The 17,197-nt window shown below is 29.2% G+C and carries 17 protein-coding genes; 16 read left to right on the forward strand and 1 reads right to left on the reverse strand.

What is annotated here, in order from left to right:
* Positions 1–57 precede the first annotated feature (57 nt).
* Positions 58–822: a dicarboxylate/amino acid:cation symporter gene (locus tag T514_RS23705; protein WP_084284232.1), complete on the reverse strand. Its 765-nt coding sequence runs from the start codon at positions 820–822 to the stop codon at positions 58–60.
* 126 nt (positions 823–948) lie between these two features.
* On the opposite strand from T514_RS23705, the gene T514_RS0102005 reads away from it, so the two are divergent.
* From T514_RS0102005 to helD, 16 genes are all read left to right on the forward strand, one after another.
* Positions 949–1,494 (forward strand): ferritin family protein, encoded by a 546-nt coding sequence (locus T514_RS0102005; RefSeq protein WP_156939789.1) that lies wholly within the window; start codon positions 949–951, stop codon positions 1,492–1,494.
* A gap of 124 nt (positions 1,495–1,618) precedes the next feature.
* Complete coding sequence (locus tag T514_RS0102010; RefSeq protein WP_027623240.1) at positions 1,619–2,329, forward strand: phospholipase C; 711 nt, start codon at positions 1,619–1,621, stop codon at positions 2,327–2,329.
* A gap of 112 nt (positions 2,330–2,441) precedes the next feature.
* Positions 2,442–2,951, forward strand: coding sequence for a hypothetical protein (locus T514_RS0102015; RefSeq protein ID WP_027623241.1), 510 nt, complete (start codon positions 2,442–2,444; stop codon positions 2,949–2,951).
* A gap of 17 nt (positions 2,952–2,968) precedes the next feature.
* Entirely contained in the window at positions 2,969–4,675 is a 1,707-nt protein-coding gene (locus tag T514_RS0102020) for a B12-binding domain-containing radical SAM protein (RefSeq protein WP_027623242.1), read from the forward strand.
* 226 nt (positions 4,676–4,901) lie between these two features.
* Complete coding sequence (locus tag T514_RS0102025) at positions 4,902–5,222, forward strand: ATPase (RefSeq protein ID WP_242850547.1); 321 nt, start codon at positions 4,902–4,904, stop codon at positions 5,220–5,222.
* Positions 5,209–7,173: a V-type ATP synthase subunit I gene (locus T514_RS0102030; protein ID WP_027623244.1), complete on the forward strand. Its 1,965-nt coding sequence runs from the start codon at positions 5,209–5,211 to the stop codon at positions 7,171–7,173. The genes T514_RS0102025 and T514_RS0102030 overlap by 14 nt, the downstream gene beginning before the upstream one ends.
* Positions 7,174–7,196: 23 nt before the next feature.
* The gene (locus tag T514_RS0102035; protein ID WP_027623245.1) at positions 7,197–7,703 is read left to right on the forward strand and encodes a V-type ATP synthase subunit K; all 507 of its coding nucleotides are present in this window, start codon (positions 7,197–7,199) and stop codon (positions 7,701–7,703) included.
* A 68-nt stretch (positions 7,704–7,771) separates the two neighbouring features.
* Complete coding sequence (locus tag T514_RS0102040) at positions 7,772–8,368, forward strand: V-type ATP synthase subunit E (protein WP_027623246.1); 597 nt, start codon at positions 7,772–7,774, stop codon at positions 8,366–8,368.
* 12 nt (positions 8,369–8,380) lie between these two features.
* Positions 8,381–9,382, forward strand: coding sequence for a V-type ATP synthase subunit C (locus T514_RS0102045; protein ID WP_027623247.1), 1,002 nt, complete (start codon positions 8,381–8,383; stop codon positions 9,380–9,382).
* Positions 9,375–9,683: a V-type ATP synthase subunit F gene (locus T514_RS0102050; protein WP_027623248.1), complete on the forward strand. Its 309-nt coding sequence runs from the start codon at positions 9,375–9,377 to the stop codon at positions 9,681–9,683. The genes T514_RS0102045 and T514_RS0102050 overlap by 8 nt, the downstream gene beginning before the upstream one ends.
* Positions 9,684–9,695: 12 nt before the next feature.
* Positions 9,696–11,474, forward strand: a complete 1,779-nt coding sequence (locus T514_RS0102055) for a V-type ATP synthase subunit A (RefSeq protein ID WP_084284235.1) — start codon at positions 9,696–9,698, stop codon at positions 11,472–11,474.
* Positions 11,467–12,855 (forward strand): V-type ATP synthase subunit B, encoded by a 1,389-nt coding sequence (locus T514_RS0102060; protein ID WP_027623250.1) that lies wholly within the window; start codon positions 11,467–11,469, stop codon positions 12,853–12,855. Before T514_RS0102055 ends, T514_RS0102060 begins: the two co-directional genes overlap by 8 nt.
* An 18-nt stretch (positions 12,856–12,873) precedes the next feature.
* Positions 12,874–13,515, forward strand: coding sequence for a V-type ATP synthase subunit D (locus T514_RS0102065; protein ID WP_027623251.1), 642 nt, complete (start codon positions 12,874–12,876; stop codon positions 13,513–13,515).
* A 240-nt stretch (positions 13,516–13,755) separates the two neighbouring features.
* A complete protein-coding gene (locus T514_RS0102070) occupies positions 13,756–14,160 on the forward strand; it encodes a hypothetical protein (RefSeq protein WP_027623252.1) in 405 nt (134 codons plus the stop codon).
* Between the two features lie 139 nt (positions 14,161–14,299).
* Positions 14,300–14,797, forward strand: a complete 498-nt coding sequence (locus T514_RS0102075) for a hypothetical protein (RefSeq protein ID WP_027623253.1) — start codon at positions 14,300–14,302, stop codon at positions 14,795–14,797.
* Between the two features lie 115 nt (positions 14,798–14,912).
* Positions 14,913–17,189 carry an RNA polymerase recycling motor HelD gene (gene helD / locus T514_RS0102080; protein WP_027623254.1) on the forward strand — a complete coding sequence of 759 codons (2,277 nt, stop codon included), beginning with the start codon at positions 14,913–14,915 and terminating at the stop codon, positions 17,187–17,189.
* Positions 17,190–17,197 lie beyond the last annotated feature (8 nt).

A 17,197-nucleotide genomic window follows, 5' to 3' on the forward strand; every position in this document is an offset into this window, starting at 1 on the left:
AGGTTATTATAATTAAGCCGTCTTCTTAAAATTGATTAATGATTATTAAATTTATAATTATTTTAGTTTGTCTACAATTATAGCACAGGAAGCATCTCCTGTAATGTTAACAGCAGTTCTTAACATATCAAAAATTCTATCTACACCAAATAATATTGGTAACCCTACTACAGGAATATTAGCAGAAAGCAGCACTGCAACTACTAGAAGAGTAGGACCTAGTACACCAGCTTGTCCAATTGAACCTATAGTAGCAGTAAAAATTATAGCTATATACTGTGAAATACCTAAGTGCATTCCAAACATTTGAGCAAAAAAACAACTTACTAGGGCATAGTAAATAGCATTCCCATCCATATTTATAGTAGCTCCTAAAGGAAGAACAAAAGATGCGGTTTCTTTTGAAACTCCAAGATCAGTCTCACAGGTTTCCATGTTTACAGGAAGAGCTGCCATAGAAGAAGCTGTAGATAATGCTACTAATTCAGGTTTATATATGTTAGACCAAAACTTTTTCAAAGGCAATTTGGAAAATAGTTTAATATTTAATGAATAAAATCCAAAGTTATGAAGAGCTAAAGCTCCTAAATAAACGATGAAAAGAACAAATATACGCTTTAATATTGCATAACCAAAAGTACCTGTGGCGTCTGCCATAAGGGCAAATACTCCAATTGGAGCTATGTACATTACTTTCATTATAATAAATATTAATACATCATTAATATAGTTAAAAACTTTTAGCAAAAAATCTTTTTTCTCTTTTTCTAATGAAGAAACACCAAAGCCTAAGAATAAGCTAAAAAATATTATTTGAAGAATGTTTCCTTCACATTTTGTGGTTAATTTATACTAGAAGATTATATTTGTTTGATGTAAAATATACATAAATAATCGGTTTTAATTGGGAGTGATAAAGTGATTAATTATATATGTAATATTTGCGGTATGATAATAAATGATAAGAACTATGAATTTAATAAAGAGGCATTTTTATATAGTAATTCTCTAGATAATATTAGACACTGTCCATTTTGTGGAGCTGATAGTATATATATTAAGGAGATAAGTAAGGGGGAAGAGAACAGAGTTAATCTAACTATTGAAGAATTAGATGAAGTTACTTCTGTAATATTAGATCATGCTATGAAGTTAGAGGTATTCAATGGGGATTTTTATAAGAAGGCTTCAAAATTAGCTAAGAATGAAGAAATAAAAAAGATGTTTGAGGCTCTTTCTAATATAGAATTTATGCATGCAAAAATTCATAAGACATTAGGCGGATTTAAAGAATTGCCTATCCTTAAGAAAATGGATTATAGTAAATATGAAGAAGATTCAATTTTAATGGATTTAGCAAACAAAAGGGAAAAGCATGCAGTACAGTATTATAATAAATACTCACAAGATGTTTGTTCCTCTAAAATAACAGAAATCTTTAATATTCTATCAGATGTAGAAGAAGATCATATTCATTTAACACTAAAAAAGTAAATTGAGTATAATAAATATAAATTTATTTATTATATATAGTAGTATAATTTTAGAAAATATATTTATTATAATATATAGGTGAAAAAATTGATTTTTATATATTTAAAAGGAGATCATATTAAAAATGAGCAATAAAATAGAGAAAACCTATGGTAGTGCATTAAGAGGATTATTTCATGCTGTGAATCCCCTAAAAAAGAAATTTTTAAAGACTTATTGTACGGTACACAAATTTATTATTATTCAAGCTTTAGAAATATTAAAAAATGATGGTTACATAGAAGAATATGAGTTTTATAAGAAAAATATAATGTATATTAATAATGGTATTACCTGGGCAGATCAGGATTTTAAAAGTTCTAATCATTTTTATCACTTCAGTAAAGGAAAGGGACTATACGGATTTTCAGACGCTTTAATGGAGTGCAAAAAATACTACAATAAATCTTTAGATTATTTAGAAGGAAATAATATTGAGACAGCTATGTTTTATTTTGGTGCTGCTTGCCATTTAGTTCAAGATGTTACTGTACCACAGCATGTAAATAATAAACTTTTAAAAAGTCATAGAAGATTTGAGTTATGGATTATAAGCAAATTAATGAGTGATTATTCATTTATGGCAACTGAAGGAGTAGTAAGATATAAAAAATTAGATGATTATATAATTAATAATGCTTTTTTAGCTAATAATACCTACTTGAAAAATTTAAGTATAATGGATAGAGAGAAGAGATATAGTAATGTTGCTTCTGCAATATTACACGAGGCTGAAAGAACTACAGCAGGACTTATGGTAGATTATTATGAAATTATCAAAAAGAAAAAACATTAAAAATAAATAAAAAATCCTCTATTTTGGAGGATTTTTTTGTCTTTGCAAGAATGTATACTAACAAGTATAAGTAAATTTTTATAGATTATTAAGTAAAGGTGGTGAAGTTTGATTGAATAAGGAAATTGAATTAGAATTACAACAAGAACTCTTTAAAGGCAATGTTTTAGATATAGGAGTTAATAATAATGGAGTGATATATAATGTACATAAATACTTTAATAAGGATTTAGAAGTAGAATATATTAATGGAAAAGAAGAGGAGAAAAATATAGAAAAAGGATATTATGATTCTTGTGTGCTGTTTTTTACATTAAGTAGTTTATACTTTAAACTTAATAAAAGAAACTTGTTTAAAGATATATATGATTATTTAAAAAAAGATGGTTATATTTATATATGGGATATAGATAAGGGATATAGTAAGATTTTTATAAATAAAATAAAGATTTTACTTCCAGAAGAGAAGGTAAAGGAAATAAATATAAGAGATATAAATATATTTGAGGATAACTCCAAAGAAACTATATTAAAACTTTTAGGAGAATATTTTACTGTAACAGATTTAAAAGAAAAAAAAGGTCTATATTATATTAAAGCTCAAAAGAAAAATAATATTTAAATTAAGGAGAATGAAATATGAAGGTAATATTAACTGCAGTAAATTCAAAGTTTATTCATAGTAATTTAGCTGTAAGATACTTAAAAGCTTATACAAAGGATTTAAATTATGAATGTATTATAAAAGAGTTTTCTATTAATGATAGGATTGAAAGAATAGTTCATGAATTAATTAATGAAAAGCCCGATGTAATAGCTTTTTCATGCTATATATGGAACATTGAATATGTGGAGAAGATTTCAAAACTTATAAAACTTATTGATGAAAATATAGTTATATTGTTTGGTGGACCAGAAGTATCCTATGATGGGATGAGCTATTTAAAAGATTTTAGTTGTGACTATGTTATAGAGGGAGAAGGAGAAAATATTTATAGGGAACTTATAGAATGTATGATTAATAAATGTAGTGAAAATTTACTTGCAAATATTAAAGGACTTTTTTATAAAAATGATGGGAAAATGTTGTATACAGGTAAAAGAGAATTGATGGATATGAATAAATTAATTTTCCCTTATGAAGAAGGTGAGGACTTTAATAATAAAATTGTTTATTATGAAGCTTCAAGAGGATGTCCCTTTAATTGTAAGTACTGTTTATCTTCTACTATTCACGGAGTGAGATTTTTAGATATAGAAAGAGTAAAAAGAGAATTGAAATTTTTTATGGATAAAAAAGTACAGTTAGTTAAATTTGTAGATAGAACTTTTAACTGTAATCCAAGGTTTGCTTCACAAATATGGGGATACCTAATTAAACAGGATACAGAAACAACTTTTCACTTTGAAATATCCGCAGATATACTTAATGAAGAGGAAATAGAATTGTTAAAGAAAGCACCAAAAGGAAGATTCCAATTTGAGGTAGGTGTACAGACTAGTAATAATGAAGTGTTAAAAAACATTAATAGAACAGCAAATTTTAATGATATAAAAGAAAAGGTTGAGGAGCTTATGAAAATTAAAAATATTAAGCAACATCTTGATCTTATAGCGGGCTTACCTGGAGAAAGTTATGATTCATTTATCAACTCATTTAATGATTTATATTCTATACATCCAGAAGAAATTCAGTTAGGATTTTTAAAACTATTAAAAGGTTCTTCTATGAGAGAAGAAGAGAAAAAATGGGGAATGGTTTATTCACCTTATCCACCATATGAAATATTAAAAACAAGAGATATAAGTTATGAAGAATTAATTCAATTAAAAAGAGTCGAAGAAATGGTAGATAAATATTATAATTCAGGAAAATTCAATACTATTATAAAATATTTTATTTATAGATTTAATAGTGCATATAGCTTTTACAATAGCTTAGGGAATTTTTTCTATAATAAGGGTTATTTTTCAAGAAACATATCATCCGCAGATTATTATAAAGTATTTTTAGAATTTAATAGGGAAATACTAGGTGATAGTAATGAAATTTTAAATGAAATTATAAAATTTGATTATTTAAAGTTCAATAAGAAAAAGTGGTTACCGCAGTTTCTACATAGGGAAGAAGATAAGGCTTGTGAAAAAAATATTAAAGATAATCTAATAAGTAGCGATATATTAAAAAAGAATAAAACTATAAATAATTACCATATTGAAAAATTTAAGATAGATATACCTAGCTTTATCAATAATGATAAAGTTATACAAGGAGAATTTTACATACTTTTCAAAGAAAATGATATAAATACAATTAGAGATGTAACTATGTGGTTAAAAGTATAATTAAATAATAAAATATGAAAAAATAGCTTAAATTATAACAATTGTTGAAATATTCAATAAAGTTAGTTATAATTTAAACTATAAAATAAATATACTAAAAATTCCCGCAAATATAAAAATAATAGCTGATACTTATTGATAAGTTATCGTTATTAGTAGTATAATAGTAACTAATAGTTATTATCCTCAAATACTAAATACAATTTAAGGGGGCGATATTTTGACAATGGAAGCAATAAAGAGTATTAAGGATGCAGAATTGAAAGGAGAAGAGGCAATAAAAAATGCTCAAATACAAAGTAAAAATATAATAAAAGATGGAGAATTAAATGGTAATGAAGAATATAAAAATATAATACAAGAAGCTAATGAACAAAGAAAAAAGATTATAAATTCTTCTATAGAGGAAGGTGAAAAAGAAGCAGAGGGAATAAAGCAAGCTGGAGAAAAAGAAGTACAAGAAATAATTAGTATTTCTAAGGAAAAGATTCAGGAGGCTGTTAATTTAGTGGTTGAGAGGATAGTGAATATAAATGGCAATAGTTAAAATGAGTAAGTTTACATTATTGGCTTTTGATTCACAAAAGGAAATACTTCTTGAGAATTTACAAAAATTTCAGGGAGTGCAATTTATAAATCTCCAAGAAAAAATTACAGAGGAATTAGAATTTTTAAAAGGTGCTGGTGACCATAAAAAGGCTTCTGAAATTGATGAAGAATTAGTAAAGGTAAAGTTTTCTTTGGAATTTATGAATAGATTTATAGAGAGAGAAAAGGGATTTAAAGCCATAAAAAAGGGTAAAAAAAATTTAAAATACGATGAGGTTAAAGAGCTAAGTTCAAAAATTAATTGGTTAGTTACATATGAAAATTTGAAAAAATACGATGTTAGATTGAATGAATTAAAAAATGAAATTAGCAGACTTGAAGGTGAAATAGAGATATTAAGACCCTGGATAAAACTTGATGCTTCTTTTGATGATTTAAAGAGTATACATTCGTCAAATTATTTTTTAGGTACTATTAATAAAAATGTAGCTGATGAGTTTTTGGAAAATTTCAATAATCATATAAGTGTGTCATATATTGAAAAATTAGGTGTAGTAAAAGATGAAATAAATTTATTAATAATATACCATAAAATGTTTGCAGAACAATCGGAAGACTTATTTAAACAGTATGGATTAAGTAAAGTTGATTTAAAGTATAGTGGCACTCCTAGAGATATAATAAAAGATTATGAAAAGAGAATAGAAAATTATAAGAAAGAAGAGCTACATATTGTAGACAAAATAAAAGAATATAAAGATAAAATAGAAGAATTAGAAATAGTATATGAATATTACAAAATGGAAGAAAACAAAGCAAGAGTAGGGGAAAACTTTTTAAAAACTGATAAAGTGCTACTATTTGAAGGGTGGACTCCAGAAGAAAAGAAAATAGAATTTGAAGACATTATAAAACAATGTTGTGGCAATGAGTATTCTATTGAATTTATGAAACCATCCCCTGAAGATAATGTACCTATATTACTGAAAAATAATAGTATTGTGGAGCCTTATGAGATTATTACTTCAATATATAGTTTGCCACAATATAATGAGGTGGACCCAACACCATTATTGGCACCATTCTTTTTTATATTCTTTGGGATGATGTTATCCGATGCTGGATATGGTGCAATAATGTTTATAGCATCAGCTTTAGCATTAAGATTGTTACCACTAGACGAATCAGTTCAAAAGTTTATGAGGCTATTTGAAAGTATAGGTATATCTACTGTTATATGGGGAATGATTTATGGAAGTTATTTTGGAGATGCGCCAAAATTATTTTTCCCTGGAGGAATAAAGCCCCTGTGGTTAGATCCAGCAGCAAACCCTATATCGGTTCTTTTGTTAGCAGGAATAATGGGTATTATACATTTATATGTAGGTCTAGGAATAAAAGCTTATGAGTTAATAAGATCTGGTAAGGTAATGGATGCATTATTTGATGTAGGATTTTGGTATTTAACACTTACAGGAATAATGTTACTTTTAACAGGACCTTCTAGTGGTTTCTCATCTTTAGCTGTGGTAGGAAAATATATGGCTATTATTGGAGCAATAGGACTGGTAGCTACTCAAGGAAGAAGTAATAAGGGAATAGTAGGCAAAATAGCTGGCGGGTTGTTTGGATTATATGGAATAACAGGTTATTTAGGAGACGTTTTATCCTATTCAAGACTTTTGGCTCTAGGGCTTGCTACAGGACTTATAGGATCTTCATTTAATTTAATGATTAGTCTCTTAGGAAAGGGCATATTTGCATGGATTTTTGGAATAATTATATTCCTTGGAGGACACATATTTAATCTTGCAATAAATGCTCTAGGAGCATATGTTCATGCATGTAGACTTCAATATTTAGAGTTTTTTGGAAAATTTTATAGCGGAGGGGGTAAACAATTTACTCCATTCAAAGCTAAAAATAAATATATAAATATAATAAAATAATAAAGGATTAGGAGGAATTTTAAATGAGTTTTAAAACTTTCATGGAATTTATGGTACAAAACGGAGGAATGTTATTTGCACTATTAGGTGCTTTTTTAGCTACAGCTCTCCCAGGTATTGGTTCAGCAAGAGGTGTTGGATTAGTTGGTGAAGCTGCTTCGGGACTTATAACAGAAGACCCTGACAAATTTGGTCAGGCACTTATTTTACAAGTTATACCAGGTACACAGGGCTTTTATGGTTTTGTTACCACCCTTATAATACTAAACAAAATAGGAATACTTGGTGGAGGAGCAAAGGTAGTACCAATTGGAGCAGGCTTCTTTATATTTCTAGCATCATTACCAATAGCATTTGCAGGTTGGAAATCTGCTATAGCACAGGCTAAAACTGCAGCAGCAGGTATATCAATACTAGCTAAGAAACCAGAGCACATGTTTAAAGGAGTATTGTTTGCAGCAATGGTTGAAACATATGCAGTTATTGCACTTGTTACTTCTATAATAATGATAGTTGGAATAAGGCTATAAGTTTTCATAATTTTATAGGAATGTATTAATAAATAGTGACTTAAATAAATGGTAAAGGAGGATTCTCCGTGGCTAATTTAGACAATTTAATTTCTAAAATAATGTCAGATGCCAATGGTAAGGCAGAAGAGATTATTGAAGGGGCTAAAAAGCAAGAGAAAGATATTATAAGCCAACAAGTAAGTAAAGCAGAAAAAGAAAAAGAAGAAATAATTAAAAAAGCACATATAGAAGGAAATAGTAGAAAAGAAAGAATTATTTCAAATGCCCATTTGTTTGTTCGCAATAGAAAGTTAGAAACAAAAGGGCAAGTAATAGAAAAAGTATATGTTGAAGCATTAGATAAATTAAATAAACTTCCTCAGGAAGTATATTTAGACTTTATTAAAGAAAGTTTATTATCACTTAATATAGATGGTGATGAGAATTTAATATTGTCTAGTAATGATAAATATATAAAAGAAGAGCTAATAAATAAAGTAAATGAAGAGCTAAAGAAAAATGGCAGAAAAGGTGAAATAAAAATTAGCTCAGAAAAAAGAGATTTTATTGGTGGATTTATACTATCAAAAAATGGTATAGAGATTAATAATACCTTTGAAGCTTTAATATTTTCTTTGAGGGACGAATTAGAGCCTCGTATAATAAAGATGCTATTTAGTTAGGAGGTTAGTTAAATGGAACATTTACAGTTTACCCATGCAATTGCTAGAATTAGGGTATTTGAAACTAAGCTCCTTGATAAAGCAAAAATAGACAGAATGATAGATAGTTCTTCCTCAGAAGAGGCCTTAAAAGTACTTTCGGAGACTGAATATTCGAATTATATGGTTAATATAAAAAAGCCGGAAGATTATGAGATATTATTAAGCGATGAATTAAAAAGATTATATGATCTTATGTATAGCTTATCTCCGGAAAAAAGTATTATTCATATTATGGCTTTAAGATATGATTATCATAATATAAAGGTAATGATGAAAGGAAAGGCGCTTAATAAGGATTTATCCTATCTTTTAATTCCTGTTGGAACTATCCCAGAAGAGGAACTAAAACAATTTATTTTAAATGAAGATTATAAAGATCTTAGTTCCTTTATGAGGGAAGGAATTATGAGGGCGAAAAAATCCTTTGAAGAAGAAAAGGACCCACAAAAGATAGATATAATATTAGATAGCTTTATGTATGAGGAGATGCTTTCTAAAGCTAAAGAAATTAATGAAAAGTTTATTAGTGAATATTTAAAAGTTTCTATAGATTTAACTAATATAAAAACTTTATTAAGGGCTAAAAAACAAAATAAAAAAAGAAAGTTTTTAGAGGAAATATTAATAGAAGGCGGAACCATAGATAAAAAACTGTTAATTAGCTATGAACTAGAATCTGTGGATAGTATAGTTAATAAGTTATCTTATACGCCTTATGAAAAAATTATAAGGTCAGGTTTAGACTATTATAGTGATACAGGCAATATTAGTTATTTTGAAAAGCTTTCGGAAAATTATCTTATGGAATATGTTAAAAAAGCCAAATATGTAAGCTTTGGAGTGGAACCTTTAATAGGTTACATAATTGCCAAGGAAACTGAAATAAAAATTCTCAGAATAATAATGGTTGGAAAATTAAATAATATAGCACCAGAAGTTATAAGAGAAAGGCTGCGTGATGTTTATGTATAAAATAGGAGTTGTAGGGGATAAGGATTCTGTATTAGCATTTAAAGCTATAGGTATTGATGTTTTTCCAGTTGATGATGTAGAAGATGCTAAAAAAACAGTAGATACTATGGCAGCAAATAGATATGGTGTTATATTTATTACTGAACAAGTAGCTAAAGATTTGGAAGAAACCATTGAGAGATACAATAGAGAGATTCTTCCTGCCATTATACTCATTCCAAGTAATCAAGGTTCACTGAATATTGGAATGAAAAGAATTAACGACAATGTAGAAAAGGCTGTTGGAGTGAATATTTTATAGGAAGGTAGGTAGATGGACTTGAAGACTGGTAGAGTTGTAAAAGTTTCGGGACCTTTGGTTATAGCTGAAGGTATGGAAGAAGCAAATTTATTTGATGTGGTTAGGGTTGGAGATCAACGTCTTATTGGTGAAATAATTGAAATGAGGGGAGACAGAGCTTCAATCCAAGTATATGAGGAAACAGTTGGTCTTGGGCCAGGTGCTCCAGTAGTAACTACTGGTGCTCCACTTAGTGTAGAATTAGGACCAGGATTAATTGAAGGTATGTTTGATGGAATACAAAGACCTCTAGATGCTATTGAAGAAGAGGCAGGAGATTTTATCAGTAGAGGAGTAGATGTGCCAGCGTTAGATAGAAAGAAGATTTGGCATTTTGCCCCTATAAAAACTGTGGGGGATGAAGTTGAAACTGGAGACATAATAGGAATAGTTAAAGAAACTTCAATTATAGATCATAAGATAATGGTACCTCATGGAGTGAAGGGAAAGATAATTTCTTTAAATGAAGGAGATTATACTGTACTAGATAAAATTGGAGAGATACAAACAGATAAAGAAATAAAAGAATTAACTCTTATGCAAAAATGGCCTGTAAGAAGAGGAAGACCATATAGTAGAAAATTGAATCCTATAGAGCCAATGGTTACAGGACAGAGAGTAATAGATACATTTTTTCCTGTAACTAAAGGAGGAACTGCCTGTGTACCAGGTCCATTTGGTAGCGGTAAGACAGTAGTTCAACATCAGCTAGCAAAATGGGCAGATGCTGAAATAGTAGTTTACATAGGTTGTGGAGAACGTGGAAATGAGATGACTGACGTTTTAAATGAATTTCCTGAGTTAAAGGATCCTAAAACAGGAGAGCCATTAATGAAGAGAACTGTTCTTATTGCAAATACTTCAAATATGCCTGTGGCAGCAAGAGAAGCTTCTATATATACAGGGATCACAATAGCAGAATATTTTAGAGATATGGGTTATTCTATAGCTTTAATGGCAGATTCTACTTCTCGTTGGGCAGAAGCATTAAGAGAGATGTCTGGTAGACTTGAAGAAATGCCAGGAGAAGAAGGATATCCAGCTTATCTTGGATCAAGACTTGCAGAGTTTTATGAAAGGGCAGGAAAAGTCATATGCTTTGGAAAAGATGAAAGAGAAGGTACTCTTACAGCTATAGGTGCAGTATCACCACCAGGTGGAGACTTATCAGAGCCTGTAACTCAGGCTACTTTAAGAATAGTTAAAGTATTCTGGGGATTGGATGCTCAACTGGCATATAGAAGACACTTTCCAGCAATAAATTGGTTAAACTCTTATTCACTTTATATAGACAGAATAGGAGAGTGGATGAATGAAAATGTAGCTAATGACTGGAATAGTCTAAGAATAAAAGCTATGTCATTACTTCAGGATGAAGCAAACTTAGAGGAAATAGTTAGGCTTGTAGGTATAGATGCATTATCTGAAGATGATAGATTAAAGCTTGAAGTAGCTAAGTCAATAAGAGAAGACTATCTTCAGCAAAATGCTTTTCATGATGTGGATACTTATGCTTCGTTACAAAAACAATATAAAATGTTAAAGCTTGTATTAAAATTTGGAGAGGAAGCTGAAAGGGCTCTAAAAGCTGGGGTATACTTAAAAGATATATTAAATTTAGAAATAAGAGATAAAATTGCTAGAGCAAAATATATATCAGAAGATGAAATTTCTGCTATGGACAATATATCAGAGGAACTTATAAATGATATGGATGAACTCATTAGCAAAGGGGGGATCGTAAGTGCTTAAGGAATATAGAACAGTTAGAGAGGTAGTAGGCCCACTGATGCTAGTTGAAGGAGTGGAAAATGTAACTTATGATGAATTAGTAGAAATAGAAATACAAACAGGGGAAATAAGGCGTGGTAGAGTTCTTGAAATAAATCAGGATAAGGCATTAATTCAATTATTTGAGGGATCAGCTGGTATAAATATAAAGGGAAGTAAAGCAAAGTTTTTAGGTAGACCACTTGAAATAGGTGTATCAGAAGATATGTTAGGAAGAGTCTTTGATGGACTAGGAAGACCTAAAGATAATGGCCCTAAGATAATACCAGAAGAGAGAAGAGATATAAGTGGAATTCCTATAAATCCTGTATCTAGAAATTATCCTTCTGAATTTATTCAAACAGGAATATCAGCTATAGATGGTCTTAATACATTGGTTAGAGGACAAAAGCTACCAGTTTTTTCTGGGTCAGGATTACCTCATGCTCAACTTGCTGCTCAAATTGCAAGGCAGTCAAAGGTGCTAAAAGCTGATTCAAAATTTGCAGTTGTATTTGCAGCTATAGGAATCACATTTGAGGAAGCGCAATTTTTTATAGATGATTTTACTAAAACTGGGGCAATAGATAGATCGGTATTATTTATGAATCTTGCTAATGACCCTGCTATTGAAAGAATTGCCACTCCAAGAATGGCACTTACTACAGCAGAATATTTAGCTTATGAAAGAGGAATGCACGTACTGGTTATACTTACAGATATGACTAATTATTGTGAGGCTTTACGTGAGGTATCTGCTGCAAGAAAAGAAGTCCCAGGAAGGCGTGGATACCCAGGATATCTTTACACAGACCTTGCTACCATATATGAAAGAGCTGGAAGAATAAAGGGAAGGGAAGGTTCGATTACACAAATACCAATACTAACTATGCCTGAAGACGATAAAACACACCCAATTCCTGACTTAACAGGATATATAACCGAAGGGCAGATAATACTTAGTAGAGAATTATATAGAAAAGGTGTTATGCCTCCAATAGATGTATTACCTTCCCTTTCAAGATTAAAAGATAAGGGTATTGGTAGGGATAAAACTAGAGAGGATCATGCAGATACCATGAACCAGTTATTTGCAGCTTATGCACAAGGTAAACAGGCTAAAGAGTTAGCGGTCATACTTGGTGAGTCAGCACTTTCTGATGCAGATAAACTTTATGCTAAATTTGCAGAAGCCTTTGAAAAAGAATATGTTTCCCAAGGATTTACTACTAATAGAACTATAGAGGAAACTTTGAATTTAGGGTGGAAGCTGTTATCTATTTTACCAAAGACTGAGCTTAAGAGAATTAGAGATGAGTACTTAGAAAAATATTTACCTGAAAACAACAATAAAGTTGAATAATTAAAGGGATGATTAGCAATGAGATTAAATGTTAACCCTACAAGAATGGAGCTCACAAAATTAAAAAAAAGGTTGGTAACAGCTACTAGAGGACATAAGCTTTTAAAAGACAAACAAGACGAATTAATGAGAAGATTTATTGATTTAATAAAATATAATAATGAAATAAGAAAAAGTGTAGAACATGAATTACAAAAATCTCTTAAGAATTTTGTAATGGCTAGAGCTGTAATGTCTTCTGAGTTTTTGGAAGAAGCTATAGTTTTCCCTAAGGAAAGCATATCCTTGGAGGTAGATAGGAAAAATATAATGAGCGTAAATGTTCCGGTTATGAAATTTAAAAGAAAAATGGAAGAAGATGAGGGAAGTATTTATCCATATGGATTTGTTAATACCTCAGGTGAGCTTGATACAGCTATAGAGAAGCTTTATGGTATACTTCCAAAGCTTTTGGAACTAGCCCAAGTAGAAAAGTCATGTCAACTTATGGCAGATGAAATAGAGAAGACAAGAAGAAGAGTAAATGCTCTAGAATACATGACTATACCACAACTCCAAGAAACAATAAAATATATAGTAATGAAGTTGGATGAAAATGAAAGAGGAAATCTTACAAGATTAATGAAAGTTAAAAGTATGATGGAAGAAAAGAATAGATAAATATAAGGTTGAGGTAGTTCTACCTCAACCTTATATTTATGACTTCAATTTTCTAAAAACGCCATATAATTTGTAATATATTTGTTGAAATACAAGTTATTGTGAATAAAATTGTATTAATATAAAAAAATTCAGAAAATTTTTATTAATGTTATTGACAAATATTTAACAAGCATAGTATAATAATATCATCATAGAAATATATTAACAAAGAAATCAATAAATTGGGGAGGGGTCAAGATGACAGCAAGAGATAAAGTAAAAGCATGTATGATAGGAGAAAGCGTATTTAAAGTAGGTGATTATACATCATTAGCACAGGGATGGAATTTATATAAAGACAAGCTATCCTTAGAAGAATGTACGGTTTTAAAGATAGTGGATTTATATTATATAAAAGAAGAAACTAATTTTCCAAAGTTTAGAGCTTTAATTCAAACTAATAAGGGTAATATTATAGATGTAAGTTTATCAGATCTAGAGGATGTAAGAAATAGTAAAGAGAATCATGAAGAGCTTAATAAAATAGGATACGACTTTAAAAAAGGCAGCATATATTGTAAGGCTTATGAAGATTTAAATGGAAATTGGACATTCTATGATATAGGAGCATTAGAAGAAGATGAATGTTGTGAGGTTGTATAGTAAAGAATTAGTATAATAAAAACGTTCAGAATATTCTGTTATTAAACAGAATATTCTTTTATTTTATAAAACATATTTACAATGTATGAAATATAATGTATACTTCTGTATATACACTAGTAAATACGGAGGTATAATTATGAAAGATACAAAAATGATTGTATATTCTGCTCTATTAACTGCTCTAGCAATAGTAATACCAATAGCTTTTGGTTTTCTATCAATACAATTAGGGCCATTTACAGCAACATTAGCTGCTCATGTTCCATTATTTTTAGCTATACTTTTAGGTCCAGCATCTGCTGCAATGGTGGGTATAGGTTCAGGAATAGGTTTCTTAATAACGAAAGGTTCTTATGTGGCTGCAAGAGCTTTTATGCATACTTTTGTTGGTGTTGTAGGAGCGATACTTATTAAAAAAGGAGTAAGCTATAGAAAAATGGTAGCTATAACTGCACCATTGCATGGCATGTTAGAAGCATTAATTGTGATACCTTTTGGTATTACTTTAGAGAAGATAATTATTACTGTAGGAGTAGGTTCTACCCTTCATCATATTGTGGACGGAATAATAGCTTTTGCTATAGTACAAGCTCTATCTAAAGCTTTAAATTTGAAGTTAATAAAAAGCGTTTAAAAAAGAAGCTTTGCCTATTGTATGAAAAATAGGGCAAAGCTTCTTTTTTAGTATTGACATAAATATGCCTAAAAAGTACAATATTACATTAGTGTGCTTCATGGAGGTGGAATGGATGGCAATAGAAGAAAAAGAAAGATTAATAGAAGAAAAGTATTTAGAAGATACTATCAATTGGATGAATCATGAAATTGGAAGAGTAGAAGAAAATAAAGGTAATTTAAAAGGAAGAATAGATAGTTTAAGAAGGGAATCTAAAGGAAAATATAATGAGGAACTAGAAACTGCTGAAAAGCTTTATAAGATAACTTCTAAAAGTTTAGAAAAGTATTCTGATGGAAAAGAAAGCCCCTATTTTGCAAGAATAGATTTTAGAGAGAAAAAGAGGGATGTAGAAAGCTATTATATAGGAAAATTTGGGTTAGGAGATGGAAATACTGGTGAAGAGAGGGTTATAGACTGGAGATCTCCTATTGCAGATTTATATTATGGTGGAACCTTTGGGGAATGTTATTATAGAGCTCCTATGGGATTGGTTATAGGAGAACTTTCCTTAAAAAGAAAGTTTATAATAAGAGAAGAAAAACTAATAGACGCTTTTGATGAAGGAATAAATGAAGTAATACTTAGAGGAAATGATGAAGAAGGTAGTGCATTAGTTGATGAATTCTTGAAAGTAAATTTAGAGGAAAGTGGAAGTAGTAAGTTAAAGGAAGTAGTAGCTACTATTCAAAAAGAACAAAATGAAGTAATAAGAAGTGAGAAAAATATACCACTTATACTACAAGGGGTTGCGGGTTCAGGAAAGACAACTGTAGCATTACATAGAGTAGCATATCTTTTGTATAAATATAAGGAAAAATTACTATCTAAGGATATATTAATAATAGCTCCGAATAAAGTCTTCTTAGATTACATTTCCGATGTGTTACCAAACTTAGGTGTAGATAGTATAAAACAAAATACATATGAAGAAATTGTTTGTGAAATATTAAATATAAAAGAAAAGATAATTACAAAAGATAATAAATTGTCTCAAATTTTAGAAGAAGAAAATGAATTGGAAGAATTAATTACTATAAGTAGAATAAAAGGAAGTGTTGAGTTTAAAGCTTTAATAGATATTTATATTGAATACATAGAAAAAGAAGATGGGGAAAAAATAGAGGATATTAAAGTATATGATTATGTGTTATTTAATAAGGAAGAAATAAAAAGACTTTTTATTGAAGATTTGAAAAAAATGCCTATAAATATTAGAAAAGATGAAATAAAAAGATATTTTACTTTAAAGATAGAAGATAAAATACGTAATATCTTAGATAAGGTTAATTTTTATTATGAATATAAAGTTGCAAGAGTTAAAAACAAAATGGAAGATGGAGAAGAAAGAAGAAAAAGATTAATAGAAATATATGATGAGAGAGATAATAAGAGAAAAGATATAGTAAAGATGAGTAATGTTTGTTTCAATGAATATTTTGAAAAGTGGAAAGAGGTAAAAACAGAAAATCTATATATAGATTTTTTAAAGAATATAGATAAATTCGTACCTAAAGACAACTTATTTATAAGTGAAGATATCATTGAAAAAATTTTAAATGAGATAATAGAAAATTCAAGTAAAGGTATAATAGATAGTGAAGATTTAGCACCAATGTTATATTTGAAATTTAAAATAGAAGATGTGCCAGAAAAATTTAAATATAAGCATATAGTAGTAGATGAGGTTCAGGATTATAGTGAATTTCAAATGGCTACATTGAAGCATATGGTGGAATTAAATTCATTAACTTTAGTTGGAGATTTAGCTCAAGGAATATATTTTTATAAGGGAATAAATAATTGGCCACAGGTTATCCATAATGTATTTAATGAGGAAGTGAATTTTATAACCCTTAACAAGAGCTATAGATCTACTGTAGAAATAATTAATTTTGCTTCAAAAGTTTTAGTCAAGGGTATAGAGTCTGCTATACCAGTTTTTAGGCATGGTAAAGATGTAGAAGTTGCAAAGTTTAAAAATAACAGGGAGTTTAGTGAAAAGCTAGATGAGATAGTAGAATTGGTACAAGAAGAAGGAAAGAATACTATAGCTATCATATGTAAAAACTATAATGAATGCAAAAAACTAAAAACTCATTTAAATAAATATAGTTCTAATAAATGGGATGTAGTTAAAGATACCAGCAAGTCCATAACTAACAGTAAGATAATAATACCAGCTTATATGACCAAGGGATTAGAGTTTGATTGTAGTATAATATATAATTGCAATGAAGATAACTATGGTGATAATGAATTGGATAGAAAAATTTTATATGTAGCTTTAACTAGGGCACTTCATTATGAATATATTTTTTATAATGGAAGCAAATCTAGCTTGATATGAATTTTTGG

The organism is Clostridium lundense DSM 17049, from assembly GCF_000619945.1.
Taxonomy (GTDB): domain Bacteria; phylum Bacillota; class Clostridia; order Clostridiales; family Clostridiaceae; genus Clostridium_AO; species Clostridium_AO lundense.